General features: G+C 74.7%; 14 protein-coding genes. 3 read left to right on the top strand and 11 right to left on the bottom strand.

Annotated features, from left to right (window positions below; all coding sequences use genetic code 11):
* Positions 1-163: 163 nt before the first annotated feature.
* From ACIQKA_RS31735 to ACIQKA_RS31720, 4 genes are all read right to left on the bottom strand, one after another.
* A complete protein-coding gene (locus tag ACIQKA_RS31735; RefSeq protein ID WP_402543073.1) occupies positions 164-1,324 on the bottom strand; it encodes a methyltransferase in 1,161 nt (386 codons plus the stop codon).
* Positions 1,325-1,422: 98 nt separating this feature from the next.
* Positions 1,423-1,998: a histidine phosphatase family protein gene (locus ACIQKA_RS31730; protein WP_383434328.1), complete on the bottom strand. Its 576-nt coding sequence runs from the start codon at positions 1,996-1,998 to the stop codon at positions 1,423-1,425.
* A gap of 68 nt (positions 1,999-2,066) precedes the next feature.
* On the bottom strand, positions 2,067-2,519 hold the full coding sequence (locus ACIQKA_RS31725; protein ID WP_383158275.1) for a GNAT family N-acetyltransferase: 453 nt from the start codon (positions 2,517-2,519) through the stop codon (positions 2,067-2,069).
* Positions 2,520-2,621: 102 nt separating this feature from the next.
* Positions 2,622-4,058 carry a PLP-dependent aminotransferase family protein gene (locus ACIQKA_RS31720; protein ID WP_402543072.1) on the bottom strand — a complete coding sequence of 479 codons (1,437 nt, stop codon included), beginning with the start codon at positions 4,056-4,058 and terminating at the stop codon, positions 2,622-2,624.
* Here ACIQKA_RS31720 and ACIQKA_RS31715 point away from each other — a divergent pair.
* On the top strand, positions 4,057-5,211 hold the full coding sequence (locus ACIQKA_RS31715) for an EamA family transporter (RefSeq protein WP_402543071.1): 1,155 nt from the start codon (positions 4,057-4,059) through the stop codon (positions 5,209-5,211). The genes ACIQKA_RS31720 and ACIQKA_RS31715 overlap by 2 nt on opposite strands.
* 163 nt (positions 5,212-5,374) lie before the next feature.
* The gene (locus ACIQKA_RS31710; protein WP_366377542.1) at positions 5,375-5,578 is read left to right on the top strand and encodes a DUF1918 domain-containing protein; all 204 of its coding nucleotides are present in this window, start codon (positions 5,375-5,377) and stop codon (positions 5,576-5,578) included.
* A 7-nt stretch (positions 5,579-5,585) separates the two neighbouring features.
* On the opposite strand, the gene ACIQKA_RS31705 is transcribed toward ACIQKA_RS31710, so the two are convergent.
* Positions 5,586-6,887: a glycoside hydrolase family 10 protein gene (locus ACIQKA_RS31705; protein ID WP_402543070.1), complete on the bottom strand. Its 1,302-nt coding sequence runs from the start codon at positions 6,885-6,887 to the stop codon at positions 5,586-5,588.
* Positions 6,888-7,058: 171 nt separating this feature from the next.
* Here ACIQKA_RS31705 and ACIQKA_RS31700 point away from each other — a divergent pair, with 171 nt between their 5' ends.
* Complete coding sequence (locus tag ACIQKA_RS31700) at positions 7,059-7,919, top strand: 3-hydroxybutyryl-CoA dehydrogenase (RefSeq protein ID WP_383158267.1); 861 nt, start codon at positions 7,059-7,061, stop codon at positions 7,917-7,919.
* A 103-nt stretch (positions 7,920-8,022) separates the two neighbouring features.
* Here ACIQKA_RS31700 and ACIQKA_RS31695 read toward each other — a convergent pair whose 3' ends face one another.
* The 6 genes from ACIQKA_RS31695 to ACIQKA_RS31670 form a co-directional block, all read right to left on the bottom strand.
* On the bottom strand, positions 8,023-8,553 hold the full coding sequence (locus tag ACIQKA_RS31695; protein WP_383158265.1) for an NUDIX hydrolase: 531 nt from the start codon (positions 8,551-8,553) through the stop codon (positions 8,023-8,025).
* Positions 8,554-8,675: 122 nt separating this feature from the next.
* Positions 8,676-10,016, bottom strand: coding sequence for a transcriptional regulator (locus ACIQKA_RS31690; protein ID WP_383158263.1), 1,341 nt, complete (start codon positions 10,014-10,016; stop codon positions 8,676-8,678).
* Positions 10,017-10,386: 370 nt separating this feature from the next.
* Positions 10,387-11,454: a PP2C family protein-serine/threonine phosphatase gene (locus ACIQKA_RS31685; RefSeq protein WP_402543069.1), complete on the bottom strand. Its 1,068-nt coding sequence runs from the start codon at positions 11,452-11,454 to the stop codon at positions 10,387-10,389.
* A gap of 296 nt (positions 11,455-11,750) precedes the next feature.
* A complete protein-coding gene (gene pheT, locus ACIQKA_RS31680) occupies positions 11,751-14,279 on the bottom strand; it encodes a phenylalanine--tRNA ligase subunit beta (RefSeq protein ID WP_402543068.1) in 2,529 nt (842 codons plus the stop codon).
* Complete coding sequence (gene pheS, locus ACIQKA_RS31675) at positions 14,279-15,418, bottom strand: phenylalanine--tRNA ligase subunit alpha (protein ID WP_383438322.1); 1,140 nt, start codon at positions 15,416-15,418, stop codon at positions 14,279-14,281. Before pheS ends, pheT begins: the two co-directional genes overlap by 1 nt.
* A 157-nt stretch (positions 15,419-15,575) precedes the next feature.
* Positions 15,576-16,730, bottom strand: a complete 1,155-nt coding sequence (locus ACIQKA_RS31670) for an ATP-binding protein (RefSeq protein WP_383438324.1) — start codon at positions 16,728-16,730, stop codon at positions 15,576-15,578.
* Positions 16,731-16,787: the final 57 nt, after the last annotated feature.

Raw genomic sequence — 16,787 nt, 5'->3', positions numbered from 1 at the left:
GAAAGTAGCGCCGTCTGCCCGGAGGGCAGGCCCGGCGGTGTCCGGTGCGTGCGATCGCAAGGCGGAGGGTCGCCCCGATACTGGTGGTATCGGGGTGATCCCGACAACGCGGCGAGCGTGCGTGCCGGGCGCCGCCGGGCAGGCGGGACTTTCGACACACGCCCTAGGGGCGGACCGCGCGCAGGACCACGAACTTCGGGTCGCTGGCGACCAGTTCGGCGTTGCCGAAGATGCGGCGGAGGGCGACGTGGTAGCCGAGGTGCCGGTTGCCGACGACCCACAGTTCGCCGCCGGGGCGCAGGGCGCGCCGGGCGTCGGCGAACATGCGGCGGGCGGTGCGGTCGGTGGTGGCCTGGTGGCTGTGGAACGGCGGGTTGTTGAGGACCAGGTCCACCGAGCCGGGCGCCAGGTCCGCGAGCCCGTCGCCGACGAGGAACTCGGCCGCGCGCCCGTCGCCCGCGTGGGCGCGGAAGTTCTCCCGGGCCGAGGCGACGGCCTGGTGCGACTCGTCGGTGAAGACCAGCTCCGCCCCGGGTTCGGCGAGGGCGACCGCGAGGCCGACCACGCCGTTGCCGCAGCCGAGGTCCGCGACGCGGGCCCGGCCGAGGTCGCGGGGCAGGTGCGCGAGGAGGAACCGGGTGCCGATGTCGAGGCGGTCGGCGCAGAAGACGCCGGCGTGGTTGGTGACGGTCCGGCCGGGGAGGCCGGACGCGGGGGCGTCGGCGGGGAGGGCGTACCGGTGCGGCCAGGGGTTCGGGCCGGGGGCGGCGGCGGGGTCGGGGGTGGTGTGGATCAGCCGGGCCTTCTTCACCGCGAGGGAGGTGCGGGTGGGGCCGAGGATCCGCTCGAAGAGCTTCAGCGTGGAGGTGTGGATCTCCTTGACCATGCCGGTGCCGACGACGACGGTGCCCTCGTGGACGGCGGGCGCGAGGCGGTGCAGCTGGTCCTCCAGGAGCGCGAGGCTCTTGGGGACGCGGACGAGGAGCACGTCGATCCGCTCGGGCGGCGGGTCCTGGGTGGTGAGCAGCCGGACGGCATCCGGGGCGGCGCCGGCGCGGGCGAGGTTGGTCCGGGTCGCCCGCCCGCCGAGGTACGAGTCGGTGATCTGGACGAGTGCGCCGGGGCCCGCGGCCTGGAGGGCGGTGACGAGGGCGCCCCAGCGGTCGCCGAGGACGGCGACGGTGCCGGAGAGGTCGGTGCCGGTCTCGGCCAGGTGGCCCAGGAGGTATTCGTCGGACGCGTCCCAGGCGCGCAGCGGGTCGCGCGGGTCCTCGGGGTGGCGGGTCAGCGCGAAGGCGCCCCATGACGTGCTCAAACGGTTCATCGTGGGTTCAGGCTAGCCGGTCGCGGGGCCGGGCCGCCCTCCTCCGCCGCACACCCCGCTCCGTCCCGGTGGCGCGCGGGGCCGTCAGCGCGGGACCGTCAGCGCGGGACCGCGTCGAGCTGGAGGTGCCAGAGGCCGGGGCGGCCGGTGAGGGTGACGGTGGAGAGGGGACGGACGTCGACGTTCCAGTACGTGGCGGGCGGCGCCTTCAGGGCGTACACGAGGGCGGCCCGTACGACGGAGGGCTCGGCGACGGCGACGATGGCGCCGTCCTCGGCGGGGCGGGTGTCGAGCCAGTTCCCTATCCGGGTGATGAAGGCGAGGAGCGGTTCGCCGCCGTGCGGGGCGGTGCGGGCGTCGGTGAGCCAGGCGTCGACGGCGAACGGGTCGAGGGCGGCGACCTCGGCGAGGGTCAGACCGCGCCAGCGGCCCATGTCGCAGTCGCGCAGCGCGGGCTGGACGAGGGGCGCGTAGCCGAGGGCGGTGCCGGTGGCGCGGCTGCGCGGGGTCGGGGAGCAGTAGCGCAGTTCGGCCGCGCCGAGCGGGATGAGCGCGGGCGCGGCCTGCTGCACCTCGTACCAGCCGGCCTCGTCGAGCGGCCGGTCGTCGTCGAATCGTTCGGCGAGGAGGGAGGAGCTGCGTCCCGCCGTGACGAGCGTCACACGAAGACTCATGGCCGCGATCGTGAGGCCGGGGGCGCCGCTGGTCAAGGGGTCGTTTCGAGGGGCGGAGGGGGTCCGCCTCACTGCCGCCCGAGAGCCATCCACTTGTCCGGATTTTGCAGTGGCGCGAAACCCACCTTCTCGTACACGCCGTGCGCGTCGGCGGTGGCGAGCATGATGCGGCTCAGCCCGTGCGGCTCCAGGAGGTCCCGGACGGCGGTGACGAGCGCGGTGCCGAGGCCGGTGCCCCGGGCCGGGGGGTCGACGTAGACGTCGCAGAGCCAGGCGAAGGTGGCGTAGTCGGTGACGACGCGCGCGTAGGCGCTCATCTCGCCGGTCTCGCGGTGGTAGGCGCCGAGGTTGAGCGAGCCGGCGATGGCCCGGTCCTGCTTCTCCCGAGGTCGGCCCCGGGCCCAGTAGGAGTCGGTGGAGATCCAGTGGTGGACGCGGGCGGCGTCGATCCGGGCGGGGTCGGACGAGATCTCGTACGCCCCGTGCATGACGGGGTCCTGCGGGAGGCTGCTGTCGGTCATGGACGCAGGCTTCCAGGAGTGCGGGCCCTTGTCAGGCGGATGTGTCGGGTGACGTTGCGGGGCCGGGAGCCGGGCGGAGCGCCCGGCGGCCCGGTCCCGGGGTCAGGCGGTGAGTTCGTCCACCGCCGTCCGCAGGCGGCGCACGCCCTCCGCGATCTCCGTGGGGCCCGCGACACCCGCGAAACTCAGCCGGATGTGCCCGGCGGGCGGTTCGGCGCAGAAGTAGGGGCGGCCGGGGGCCGCGGCGACCCCGGTGCGCAGGGCGGTGGCGTGGAGGGAGGCCTCGGGCAGGGCGTCGGGGAGGCGCAGCCAGAGGTGGTGGCCGCCGTGGGGCACGTGGGGCAGGGCGAGTTCGGGGAGGTGGCGGGCGAGGGCGCCGGTCATGGCGTCCCGGCGGCTCCTGAGCTCCTGGGAGACGGCGCGGAGGTGGCGGGGCCAGGCCGGGGAGCCGACGAGTTCGAGCGCGGCCTCCTGGAGGGGGCGGGGGACGAAGAAGCTGTCGACGACCTGGATGGCGCGCAGCCGTTCCAGGACGGGGCCGCGGGCGGCGAGGGCGCCGACCCGGAGGCTGGGCGAGGTGGGCTTGGTGAGGGAGCGGACGTGGACGACGACGCCGTCCGGGTCCTGGGCGGCGAGGGGTTCGGGGAGCGGCGGGGCGTCCTCGTGGACGAGGAGGCGGGCGAAGTCGTCCTCGACGACGAAGGCCCCGGCGGCGCGGGCGATCCGGACGACCTCCCGGCGCCGCTCCGGTCCGAGGACGGCCCCCGTCGGGTTCTGGAAGAGCGGCTGGCAGACGAGGGCGCGGGCGCCGGTGGCGCGGAACGCGGCTTCGAGGAGTTCGGGGCGGACTCCCCCGGCGTCGGCGGGGACGGGGACGGGCCGGAGCCCGGCGGCGCGGGCGACGGCGAGCATGCCCGGGTAGGTGGGCGACTCGACGAGGACGGGGGTGCCGGGCGTGGCGAGGGCGTGCAGGGCGGTGGTGATCGCGGACTGGCCGCCGGCGGTGACGAGGACCTCGGCCGCGGTGGTGCCGCCGCCGATCTCCCGGGCGAACCACTCGCGCAGTTCGGGCAGGCCGTCGACGGGCGGCCGGCCCCAGGCGCCGGGGCGGCGGCCGGCCCGGGCGAGGGCGGCGGCGAGGGCCCGCTCGGGCTGGAGGGAGGGGTGGAGGTAGCCGCCGTTGAACTCGATCACGCCGGTCGGGGGCGCGGAGAGGGTGACGAGGACGCCGGAGGCGTCGACGGCCCGGGGCACGAGTCCGGTGGCGGTGTCGGCGCTGAGGGCGACCTCCTGCCAGGAGGTGTCGCCGGTGACCGGGTCGGCGGTGCGGGGCTCCGCGCGGAAGGCTCCGGCGCCGGGGCGGGTGACGACGAGCCCCTCGGCGGCGAGCCGGGCGAGGGCGCGGGTGACGGTGACCGGGGAGACGTGGTGGCGCTCGACGAGCGCACGGCTTGACGGGAGCTTTCCACCGGGAGAGTAGCGGTCGAGCTCCCTCCGCAGGATGTCCGCCAGCTCCGTGACACTGCTACGCTCATACATGAGGACACAGGATAGCGCTACTGCCCCCACCGCGATAGCGGTCACCGCCCCGGAGACCACCGCGGGCGCCCGTACCGCCGGCGTCGGCACCGGGCGTACGGCCGCCCCCTCCGGCACCGAATCCGACGCCGACGCCGGTCACTCGAACGCCCACCGGACCCTCCGGTCCGAGACCGGACACGCGACCGCCCGCCGGACCTCCCGGACCGGCGCCGGACACGCGACCGCTCGCGACGCCTCCGCGCCCGGTTCCCCGGCTGGAACCGCCGCCCCGGCCCGGACGCCCGCCTCCGATCCCCGGCCCCGCGGCACCCTGCTCGCCGGGCTCGGCGTCGTCGCGTTCTCGCTCACCTTCCCGTCGACCGTCTGGGGCCTGGAGAGCTTCGGCCCCTGGTCGCTGGTGGCCGTGCGGTCCACCCTCGCCGCGCTCGTCGCCGGGGTCTTCCTGCTCGTCGGCCGGGTGCCGCTGCCGGAGCGGCGCCACTGGGCGGGGCTCGCGGTGGTCGGCGGCGGGGTCGTCGTCGGCTTCCCGCTCCTGACGAGCCTGGCCCTGCGGACCTCCACCACCTCCCACGCCGCCGTGGTGGTGGGCCTCCTGCCGCTCACCACGGCGGCCTTCGCGGCCCTGCGGACGGGCCGGCGCCCCTCCCGCACCTTCTGGATCGCGGCCGTCTCCGGCGCCGTGGTGGTGCTCGGCTTCACGCTCGGGGAGAGCGGCGGGTCGCTCTCCACCGGCGACCTGTACCTCTTCGGGGCGCTGCTCGTGTGCGCGGCCGGCTACACCGAGGGCGGCCGGCTCGCCGCGCTGATGCCGGGCTGGCAGGTGATCGGCTGGGCCCTGATCCTGTGCCTGCCGCTGATGCTGGCCGCCTCGGCCGTCGCCCTGTCCCTGGAACCGGTCCGCCTCAACGCCCACGGCGTCGTCGGCCTGCTGTGGGTCGCCCTCGGCTCCACCTTCTTCGGCCTGTACGTCTGGTACCGGGGCATGGCCGCGATCGGCATCCCGAAGGCCAGCCAGCTCCAGCTCGCCCAGCCGCTCCTCACCCTCGTCTGGTCCGTCACCCTGCTCGGCGAGACCCTGTCGCCGGCCGCCCCCGCCGCGGCGGTCGCGGTGCTGGTCTGCATCGCGGTCACCCAGCGGTCGAAGTCGTGATGGGGTGACCGAGTGACGGGGTGACCGGGTGACGGGGTGACGGAGTGACGGAGTGATCAGGGAGTCCGGCGCGACGGAGGCGGACGAAAAGGGCGACAATGACAAGCAGAGGCTCCGAAGAGCGGAGAACCGGCACGGGCCGGATCGCGAGGAGGTCACCCCGATGCAGGCGAGCGTGGGCGACACACTGCTGGTGCACGGACGGACCGTCGGCCACCACGACCGCACGGCCGAGGTCCTTCAGGTACTGGGGGAGAACGGCACTCCCCCGTACCGCGTGAAGTTCGACGACGACGGACACGAGGCCCTGATGTCGCCCGGCCCCGACACCGTCGTGCGCCACCACCCGGAGGCGGGGACCGGCTGAGAGGCCGTCACCCCGGCGGACGGACCCTGGTCGGGTAGTGGTCGGCCACCACGGCGGCCATCGCCCCGATCCGGTCCCGCGCGACCTCCTTCGCCGAGAAGAAGCAGTGGCCGCCGACCCCGGCGTACCCCTTGGCCAGCTCCAGGTGGCGCGAGAGCTCCTCCGGGTCCTGCCAGGCGGCCGGCTGGGCGGGATCGCCCGCCTTGTGGAGCGCCTCGCCGACGTAGAGGCCGACGCCGGTGCCCCGCACCGTCCCGTCCCACCAGGGCAGCAGCTTGGCGTAGTCCGCCGCGGCCAGGCCGATGTGCCAGTAGACCTGCGGCACGACGTGGTCGAGCCAGCCCTCCCGCACCCACTTGCGGGTGTCGGCGTACAGGTCGTCGTAGGTCTGGACGCCCGCGGCGGTGTCCGAGCCCTCCGGGTCGGTGGCGGCGTTCCGCCAGACCCCGAAGGGGCTCACGCCGAAGGCCACGCCCGGCCTGGCCTCCTTGATCCGGGCGGACATCTCGGAGACCAGCAGGTCGGTGTTGTGCCGCCGCCAGGACGCCTTGTCGGGGAAGCCGCCGCCGTGGCGCGCGTACGTCCCGTCGTCGGCGAAGACCTGCCCGGCGACCGGGTACGGATAGAAGTAGTCGTCCCAGTGCACGGCGTCGACGTCGTAGCGGCGCACCGCGTCCAGCATGGCGTCCTGGACGAAGCGCCGGACCTCGGGGAGGCCCGGGTCGTAGTAGAGCTTCCCGCCGTAGGGCAGCACCCACTCCGGGTGCCGCCGCGCCGGGTGGGAGGCGACGAGCCGGGCCGGATCGGTGTGGTTCGCCACCCGGTACGGGTTGAACCAGGCGTGCAGCTGGAGGTCCCGCGCGTGGGCCTCGGCGACGGCCGTGCCCAGCGGGTCCCAGCCGGGGTCGCGGCCCTGGGTGCCGGTGAGGCACTCGGCCCACGGCTCGTACGGCGAGGGCCACAGGGCGTCGGCGGTCGGCCGGACCTGGAGGACCACGGCGTTGAGGCGCCGCTCGGCCGCCGTGTCGAGGTGGACGAGGAGCTCGGAGCGCTGCCGCGCGGCGGTCAGACCGGGCCGGGAGGGCCAGTCGATGTTGTTGACCGTCGCCATCCACATGCCGCGGAACTCCCGGCGGCGGTACGGCCTGCCCCGCGCCCGGCTCCCCGCCCCGGGTGCCGCGCCCGGCTCCACGGGCCCCCGGTCCGCGGCGGAGGGCCTCCCGGCCTCCGCCGGCCCTGTCGTTCCCGTCACGGCGAGCACCGCTCCGGTGGCTCCGGCGACGAACCCTCTTCTCCCGATAGGCCGCACTTGTACCCCTCCTCTGTCGGATACGTCACACTCACCGGGAGAGCATGCCCACGCTCCGGGCGATCGATCATCGGTTAATGAGCGGTAACGTCGTGGGATCGAGGCGGACGCACCGGAATCGCACGGACCCGCCGCCGGCAGAAGAGCGAAAGGCACGAGGTGACGGACTCCATGGCCGACATTGAGCGCGTCGGAGTGGTCGGCTGCGGCCAGATGGGCGCGGGCATCGCGGAGGTGTGCGCCCGGAGCGGCCTTGAGGTGAAGGTCGCCGAGACCACCGGCGAGGCGCTGGAGATCGGCCGCACGCGGCTCTACAACTCGCTGGCGAAGGCCGCCGAACGCGGCAAGATCAGCGAGGAGGAGCGGGACTCTACGCTCGCGCGCCTCAGCTTCACCACCGACCTGGGCGAGTTCGCCGACCGCGACCTCGTCATCGAGGCCGTGGTGGAGAACGAGCAGGTCAAGACCGAGATCTTCCAGGTCCTCGACCAGGTGATGACCCGGCCGGACGCCATCCTGGCCTCGAACACCTCCTCCATCCCGCTGGTGAAGCTGGCCGTGGCGACCTCCCGCCCCGACCAGGTCATCGGCATCCACTTCTTCAACCCGGCCCCGGTGCAGAAGCTCGTCGAGCTGATCCCGGCCCTCACCACCTCCGAGGGCACGATCAGCCGGGCCCAGGCCTTCGCCGAGAAGGCGCTCGGCAAGCACGCGATCCGCGCCCAGGACCGCTCCGGCTTCGTGGTGAACGCACTGCTCGTGCCGTACCTGCTCTCCGCGATCCGGATGTTCGAGTCGGGCATCGCGAGCCGCGAGGACATCGACAACGGCATGGAGTTCGGCTGCGCCCACCCGATGGGCCCGCTGAAGCTGTCCGACCTGATCGGCCTGGACACGATCGCCTCGATCGCCGACTCGATGTACTCGGAGTTCAAGGAGCCGCTGTACGCCGCTCCCCCGCTGCTCCAGCGCATGGTGGACGCGGGCCGGCTCGGCCGGAAGACGGGCTCGGGCTTCTACCCGTACGCCTGACGCGTCCCCTCACAGACCACTCTCCGCACCACCCGGACGGCCCGTACTCCCGCACAGGTACGGGCCGTCCGGCCTTTCTCCGCCCGCGGTCGCCGCTTCCGGCTCAGCCGAGGCGCAGGTGGTGGAGCATCAGCAGACCGGCGGCCATGTTGGCGGCCGGGACCTCGCCCCGGGCGATCATGCCGGGGATCTGCTTCAGCGGGATCCAGGCCCGCCGCGAGGACTCGAACGCGTCCTCGGGCGGCCCGGTGTAGGTGGCCCGCTCCGCCCAGTAGAGGTGGTGGCGGGCGTCGGTGAGGCCGTTGGAGGGCTCGACGGTGAGGAGGTGGCGCAGTGGCCCCGGCCGCCAGCCGGTCTCCTCCTCCATCTCGCGGGCGGCGGCGGACTCGACGTCCTCGCCGTCCTCGACCACGCCGGCGGCCAGTTCCCAGCCCCAGCTGTCGGTGATGAAGCGGTGGCGCCAGAGCATCAGGACTTCGTCGGCCTCGTTGACGGCGGTCGCGACGGCGACCGGACGGAGCCGGATCAGATAGTGGTCCAGGTGGCGGCCGTCCGGGAGTTCGACGTCCGCGAGGTTCACTCGGAACCAACGGTTCTCATAGACAGAGCGTTCGCTCAGTTTCGTCCACTGCACGTTCTTGCCACCTTCCGACTGATCGGTGCTTGTTCGGTGGCAATATCGCAGCACTGTGCGGGCCGAAGGGGATCAGAGAGGATCGGACAGGACCGCAGGGGATCGGTAAAGACCAGAACGGGTCAGAGGGGAACGCGCAGCGCCCCGTCGATGAGGTCCGCCGCCTCCCGCGCGTCCGCCGCGCCGCTCGCGAGCAGGTGCTCCCGCGCCTCCCGCAGCCGGTCCCGCAGCCGCCGCGACTCCACCCCGCGCGCCAGCTCCGTCATCTCCACGGCCGTGCGCGCCGCCCCGTCGGCCTCCCCCCGCCGCAGCTGGACCTGGCACAGCATGGCGAGCCGGTGCACCCGCCCCCGGTCGTGCGAGGGCGCCCCGACCGCCGCCGAGGCGTGCTCGTGGGCCGCCGGGAGGTCGCCCAGACCGAGCAGGGCCTCCGCGATCTGCACGTTGACGAGCCCCGGCTGCACATAGCCCGTCTCGGCCGGCTCCTCGCCCGGACTGATCCGCTCCGCCGCCGCCTCGGCCCGCCGGATGCAGGCGAGCGCGGTCGTGCGGTCGCCCAGGTGCGCGTACGCCTTCGCCTGCATCGCCGTGAGGTCGGCGGCGAGCGCCGGGGTGATGTGGGGTCCGGCCGCCCGCAGCGCCGCCTCCGCGAACGCCACCGCCTGCCGGTGCTCCCCCGTGAACAGCGACTGGTTGACCAGGAGCGCGATCACGTACGCGCCGAGCCCCCGGTCCCCGCTCGCCTTCGCGAGCCGCAGCGCCTGGTGGAAGTAGCGCTGGGCCAGGCCGTGCGCGTCGGCGTCGTAGGCGCAGATCCCGGCCACCGCCACCAGGCCGCCGGCGGCGCGATGCAGCCGCCGCCCGAGGGCGTCGCCGTACGTGCCCCGGAGCAGCGGCGCCGTCTCGGCGGTGAGGAAGCCGACGATCCTGGCCCGGGTCGCGATGCCCCCGGCCTTGCGGTACATCTGCTCGTAGTGGGCCCGGGCGGCGACCAGGACGGCGATGTCGGCGGCCGAGACCGCGGTCCGGCCGGTGCGGGAGACGTCCGTGTCCTCCGGCGGGTTCTCCCACTCCCACACGGGGATCACCGCGGGGGTGCCGGTCAGGGCGGGGGCGGTGACGACGTGCGCCCGCTGCTGTTCGTCGGAGCGCCAGAGGGCGGCGGCCCGCTCGACGAAGCCGGAGAGCGGCGAACCGGACGCCGGGGCCGGGCCGCCCGGCACTCCGAGGCCGATGTCGTCCAGGGTCACCTGCCGGTGCAGCCGGGCGGCGAGCACCTCGCAGATCAGGTCGGGCACCTGGCCGCGCGGCCGCTGGCCCTTCAACCAGCGGGCCACGGCGGTGTGTTCGTAGCGCAGGGCGAGTCCCCTGGCCCGGCCGGCCCGGTTCACCCGGGTGGCGAGGCCGGCGTGCGAGACGCCCGCTTCGTCGAGCAGGGCGTCGAGCAAGGTGTTGGGCTGCATGGCCGCTCCGGTCCGCTCGGTGAACTCAGCGTAGCGGTGGCCGATTTCGTACGGGGCGAAGTGGCGCGGAGTGGCCCCGTACGGGGGGAATCGCGTGCACGGGGTGTACGCGCGGAGGGGCATCGAGGTCTCCGGCGGAACCCTCCGGCGGGGTTTTCGCACGGGGTGTGAACGAAGCACCCGTTCTCGCGGCCCGCGTGCTCTGCCGCGCCCGTCCCGGCCCCGGTTGACTGTGCTTCTCGCCGCAAGGCGACGACCGGGCCGCCGGCTCCCCCTCGTACAGTGCGGCCGCCCGGTCCGCGCCGCCCGCCCCGCCGATCTGCCCGACACTCCGTGGCGGGGCGGGCGGCGCCGGCCCCGGCCCCTCCTCTCAGCAGTGGGAGGAGGGGGCGGGCCGGGGGCGGCGCAGCCCGGGTTCGGCGGGCTGCGCCGGCACCCTGGCCCGGTCGTTCCGCACGACGAGGAGCGCGACGTCGTCGGCGGGCCGGCCGCCCGTGTGGCGCAGCAGCTCCGCGTGGACCCGGCGGACGAGCGCCGCGGGCGCCTCGCCGGGCGGCCCGGTGAGGGCGGAGTCGAGCGCGAAGAACCGGCCCCGGTGGTCCCGGGCCTCCTCCGCGCCGTCGGTGTGCAGGACGAGGGTCTCGCCGGGCAGCAGCCGGGCCGCCGTGTACGGCGCGAGGCCGGCGGGCAGCGGCAGCACCCCGAGCGGGGGCAGCGGGTCCCCCACGGGAAGGCGCTCCGCCTTCCGGCCGAGGCGGTACGGGCCGGGGTGGCCGCAGTTGAACACGGAGAGCCGCCCGTCGGGCCCGATCTCCAGGAGCAGCAGGGTCACGAACTCCTCCGCCGCCGGGTGTTCGGGGTCCGTTCCGGCCCGTGCCGGGTGCTCGTCGCGGGCCCGCTCCCGCAGGTGCCGTTCGAGCGCCCGCTCCAACCTCCGCAGCACTCCGGCGAGTTCGAGCTCGTCGTGGGCGGCCTCGCGGAAGCTGCCGAGCACCGCGACCACGGCGCCGAGCGCGGCGAGCCCGTGGCCCCGGACGTCCCCGACGACGATCCGCACCCCGTGGGGGGTGGCCACCGCCTCGTACAGGTCCCCGCCGACGGACGCGCCCCGGGAGGCGGAGAGCTGTCCGGCGGCCAGGGTCAGCCCTTCGATGCGGCCCGGCGGCGGTCGCAGCAGCACCCGCTGGGTGGCGGCCGCGACGGCCCGCGCCCGGGCCAGCTCGCGTATGAGCCCGCGCCGGACGCCGAGGACGAGTCCGATGCCGACGGAGAGGAGGACCACGCCGGCGGCGATCCGTATCGGCAGCCCCGGCTCCCTGGCCGGCGGACAGGCGAACCTCCACGCCACGGCCATCGCGCCCCAGGCGACGGGAAGAGCGAGCGGGGCCAGCCGGCGGAGCCGGGAGCCATCGGAGTCCAGCGACCTCGTACGGATCATGCACGGCCCTTCCCGAGCCCCGACGGCGCCCGAAGGCGCCGCGGCACGCAGGTCCGCCCCTGCGGCCGCGTCGATTCTCCCGACCGCGCGCGCCCCCGCGGAACACCCCCCGGCGATCTCACCCGAAGGAGTGAGCACCCCCGGCGCGCCGCCCTTCGCCAGGGCCGCGCCATCGGAACGGGCGCGCGAGGCCCGCAAGGACGTGCGCGACGCGGACCTTCCGGAAACGGCGGAGGGCCGCCCCGGAGAAGGTCTCCGGGGCGGCCCTCCTGGTGCCGCCGGGCGCCGCCGCGGGGTCAGGCGCCGCGCAGGACGGCGCCGGTGCGCTCGGTGGCCAGGGCGACGGCCGCGTCGCGGGCCGCGGAGGCCTCGTCGACCGTCAGGGTGCGGTCCGGGGCGCGGAACTTCAGGGCGTACGCCAGGGACTTGGCGCCCTCGCCGAGCTGGTCGCCGGTGTAGACGTCGAACAGCCGGATGGACTCCAGGAGTTCGCCCGCGCCCTCGCGCAGGGCGGCCTCGACCTCGGCGGCCGGGACGCCGTCGTCGACGACCAGGGCCACGTCCTGGGTGGCGACCGGGAAGGAGGAGATCCGGGGGGCCTTGAGGGGGCCCTCGGACGCCGCCTCGACCAGGTCGAGGTCGAGCTCCATCGCGCTGGTCCGGGCCGGCAGGCCGAAGGACTTCACCACGCGCGGGTGCAGCTCGCCCGCGTGGCCCGCCGTGCGCTCCTCGCCGTCGACGACGACGCGCAGCTCGGCACAGCGGCCCGGGTGCCAGGGGCCGTACTGGCCCTGGCGCACGATCAGTTCGGCGCCGGCCTCGCGGGCGACCGTGCGGGCGGCCTCGATCGCGTCCGCCCAGTCGGACGGGCGGCCCCTGCCCCACCAGCCGGCCTGCTCGCGCGCGCCGGCGAGGACGACGGCGGCGTGCCGGGGCTGCGCGGGCAGGGCCGCGTTGACCTCGGCGATCTCCTCGTCCGTGGGGCGCCGGTCGACGCCGAGGCGGACGGCGACGCCCGGACGCTCGCCGACCAGGAAGACCAGGCCGGTCTCGAAGAGCGCCAGGTCGTGGCTGCCGCGGCTGTCGTTGCGGCGCAGCGCCCCGAGCAGGCCCGGGAGCAGCGTCGTGCGGAGCGCGGGCTCCTCGTCCGAGAGCGGGTTGACCAGCTTCACCACGCGGCGGGAGGCGTCGTCCGCGTCCAGGCCGAGCTGGTCGAAGACCTGCTCGCCGAGGAACGGGTAGTTCAGCGCCTCGACGTAGCCGGCGCCGGCCAGGGCGCGGCCCACGCGGCGGTGGGCGCGCTGGCGCTCGGTGAGCCCGCGGCCGGCCGGGGGCTTCGGCAGCGTGGAGGGCAGGTTCTCGTAGCCCTCCAGGCGGATGACCTCTTCGGCCAGGTCGTTCGGCTCGTTGAGGTCGGGCCGCCACGAGGGGACGGTGACGATCAGCTCGTCCTGGCCGTAGACGTCGCAGCCGACCTCCTGGAGGCGGCGGACGACGGTCTCGCGGCCGTAGGCGACGCCCGCGACCCTGTCCGGGTGGTCCGCCGGGACGACGATCGTCCGGGGCGCGGACGGGGCGACGACCTCGGTGACGCCGGCCTCGGCCGTGCCGCCCGCGAGCAGCACGAGCAGGTCGACGGTGCGCTGCGCGGCAGCGGCGGCGGCCTGCGGGTCGACGCCGCGCTCGAAGCGCTTGGACGCCTCGGAGGACAGCTTGTGGCGGCGGGCCGTGCGGGCGATCGAGATCGGGTCGAAGTGCGCGGCCTCGACGACGACCTCGGAGGTGCCGGTGACGACGCCGGTCTCCGGGTCGAGGACCGGGTCGGCGATCTCCGTGTGGGCGCCGCCCATGACGCCCGCGATGCCGATCGGGCCGCGGTTGTCGGTGATGACCAGGTCCGCGGCGTCCAGGACGCGCACGGTGCCGTCGAGGGTGGTGATCTTCTCGCCGGCCTCGGCGCGGCGGACCCCGATGGGGCCGTCGAGCCGGGTGCGGTCGTAGGCGTGGAGCGGCTGGCCGAGCTCCAGCATCACGTAGTTGGTGACGTCGACGGCCAGCGAGATCGGGCGCATGCCGGCCTTCTGGAGGCGGCGCTGGAGCCAGATCGGGGAGCGGGCCTCGGGCGCCAGGCCGACGACGGTGCGCGCGGTGAAGCGGTCGCAGCCGATCGGGTCGGTGATCTGGACCGGGTAGCCGTACGAGTTCGGCGCGGGCACGTCGAGCAGCGCCGGGTCGCGCAGCGGCAGGCCGTAGGCGGTGGCCGTCTCGCGGGCGACGCCGCGCATCGAGAGGCAGTAGCCGCGGTCCGGGGTGACGGCGATGTCGAGGACCTCGTCGAACAGCTCCAGGAGGACCGTGGCATCGGTGCCGACCTCGTGCTCCGGCGGCAGCACGATGATGCCGTGCGAGCCGTCGTCCCCCATGCCGAGCTCGTCGCCGGAGCAGATCATGCCCCGGGAGACGCGGCCGTACGTCTTGCGCTCGGCGATCCGGAAGTCGCCGGGGAGGACGGCGCCGGGCAGCGCCACGACGACCTTGTCGCCCTCGGCGAAGTTCCGGGCGCCGCAGATGATCTCCTGGGGCTCGCCGGTGCCGTTGGCGTCGCCGACGTCGACGGTGCAGAAGCGGATGGGCTTCTTGAACTCCGTCAGCTCCTCGATGGTGAGGACCCTGCCGACCACCAGGGGGCCGGACAGGCCGGCGCCGAGCCGCTCGACGGTCTCGACCTCCAGGCCTGCCGAAACGAGTTTGGCCTGGACGTCTCGGCCGGTCTCCGTCGCCGGCAGGTCGACGTACTCCCGCAGCCAAGAAAGCGGGACCCGCATCAGATCTCCATCCCGAACGGCCGGGTGAACCGGACGTCACCCTCGACCATGTCTCGCATGTCTTCGACGTTGTGGCGGAACATCAGCATCCGCTCGATGCCGAACCCGAAGGCGAATCCGCTGTACTTCTCGGGGTCCACGCCGCAGGCGACGAGCACCTTCGGGTTGACCATGCCGCAGCCGCCGAGCTCGATCCAGCCCTCGCTGCCGCAGGTGCGGCAGGGGCGGTCCGGGTTGCCGACGGACTCGCCGCGGCAGACGTAGCAGAGCATGTCCATCTCGGCGGACGGCTCGGTGAACGGGAAGAAGTTCGGGCGCAGCCGGGTCTTCATGTCCGGGCCGAAGAGCGCCCGGACCATGTGGTCGAGGGTGCCCTTGAGGTCGGCCATGGTGAGGCCCTCGTCGACGGCGAGCAGCTCGATCTGGTGGAAGACCGGGGTGTGCGTGGCGTCGAGCTCGTCGGTGCGGTAGACGCGGCCGGGGCACACGACGTAGACCGGGGGCTCCCGGTCGATGAGCGTGCGGGCCTGCACCGGGGAGGTGTGGGTGCGCAGGACGACGCCGGACTCGTCACCGGTGGTGGCCGTCCCCTCGACGGACGTCCCCTCGACGAAGAAGGTGTCCTGCATCTGGCGCGCCGGGTGGTCCGGGACGAAGTTGAGGGCGTCGAAGTTGAACCACTCCGCCTCGACCTCGGGACCCTCCGCGATCTCGTACCCCATGGAGACGAAGACGTCGGAGACGCGCTCCATGAGGGTGGTCAGCGGGTGGCGGGCGCCGGCCGGGACGCGGTCGTACGGCAGCGTGACGTCGACGGCCTCCTCGACGAGGACGCGGGCGTCCCGCTCGGCCTCCAGCTCGCCCTGGCGGGCGGCGAGGGCCTTGGAGACGGCGCCGCGGGCCTGGCCCACGAGCTTGCCCGCGGCGGCCTTGGCCTGCGGGGGCAGTGCGCCGATCTCGCGGTTGGCGAGCGCCAGCGGCGAGGTGCCACCGGTGTGCGCGGTCTTCGCGTGCGCGAGCGCGTCGAGGTCGCCCGCGGCGGCGAAGGCGGCGAGCGCCTCGTCCCGCATGCGCTCGATCTCTTCCGGTTTCAGTGCCTCGACCTCAACCGGGTCGTACGACTTATTGGGTGCGGACATCTCTTCCCGTGCTTCCGTTGGCTTGGCTGGGCGGCCCCGCTCGACGTCAAGGGCGCAAACGTGCCAAAGGTCGAGTCTAACGGGGTGGGGGGACGCGAATGGGCCCGTGGGCGGGCCGGGCGGCTCCTGGTCGTCCGCGGTCTCGCGGGACGGGACGTCAGAGGAGGTGGGCCGGCGTGCCGACGGGCAGGGTAAATCGGAACTCGGCCCCGCCGCGGGGGCCCCGTCCGACGGTGATGGTTCCGCCGTGGGCCTCGACGACGCCCTTGACGATGTAGAGGCCGAGACCGGTGCCGCCGCGCTTGCTGCCCCGCCAGAAGCGGGTGAAGACGCGGCTCATGGACTCCTCGGGGATGCCGGGGCCCTCGTCGCTCACGGTGACCACCGTCCCCTCTTCTCCGTCGTCGCCCGCCGTGGTGGGTGCCACCTCGATGGTGACGGTTCCCTCGCCGTGGCGCACCGCATTTTCGAGGAGGTTGCCGAGGATCTGGTCGATCTTGTCGGGGTCGGCCCAGAGCGGCGGGAGCTGTGGCCTGATCCGCACGAAGAAGCGGTCCGGGGACTGGCCGCCGGTGGTGTGGGCGTGGACGTGCCGGCCGACGGCCGCCGCGATGTCGACGGGCTGGCGGCGGACCTCCAGGCGGCCGGAGTCGATCCGGGAGATGTCGAGGAGCTCGGCGATGAGCCGCTTGATGCGGCCGGCGTCGGCGTCGACGGTCTCCAGCATCAGCCGCTTCTGCTCGTCGGTGAACCGCTCCCACTTGTGGAGGAGGGTGGCGGTGAAGCCCTTGACGGAGGTGAGCGGGGAGCGGAGCTCGTGGGCGACGGTGGCGATGAGCTCGGCGTGGCTGCGCTCGGTGCGGCGGCGGGCCTCGGTGCCGCGCAGGGAGACGACGACCCGGTGGACGGGGCCCGTGGGGTGCTCGCGGACGTAGCGGGCGGAGACGAGGACCTCGCGTCCGCCGGGGAGCAGCAGGTTGCGCTCGGGCTGCCCGCTGCGGGTGGCGAGTCCGCCGTACGGGTCGGTCAGCGGCCACCAGCGGCGGCCCTTGAGGTCCTCCAGGGGCAGCGCCAGGTCGAGGGGGAGGCCGAGGGCCCGGTCGGCGGGGACGGCGGTGATGCGGGCGGCGGCGGCGTTGAAGCAGACGACGCGGCCGGTCCCGTCGGCGACGACGAGCCCGTCGGGCAGGTCGTCGGGCAGGAGGCCGGCGAAGCCGGCGTCGGCACGGGCGGCGCCCGGGGGCTCGTCCCGTTCCGGGGCGCGCGGGCCGTCGCTCCGTGCCTGTGCGGGACTGTCCGTGCCGGCCGTCATCCCCGTACCCCACCCCTCCGTGTAGCGCAGTGGGCCACCCGAGTGCGCCACTCTACT

It is taken from the genome of Streptomyces sp. NPDC092045, from assembly GCF_044756005.1.
Lineage (GTDB): Bacteria > Actinomycetota > Actinomycetes > Streptomycetales > Streptomycetaceae > Streptomyces.
Note: the sequence above shows the minus strand (reverse complement) of the source record. Positions and strands in the feature narration are given on the sequence as shown.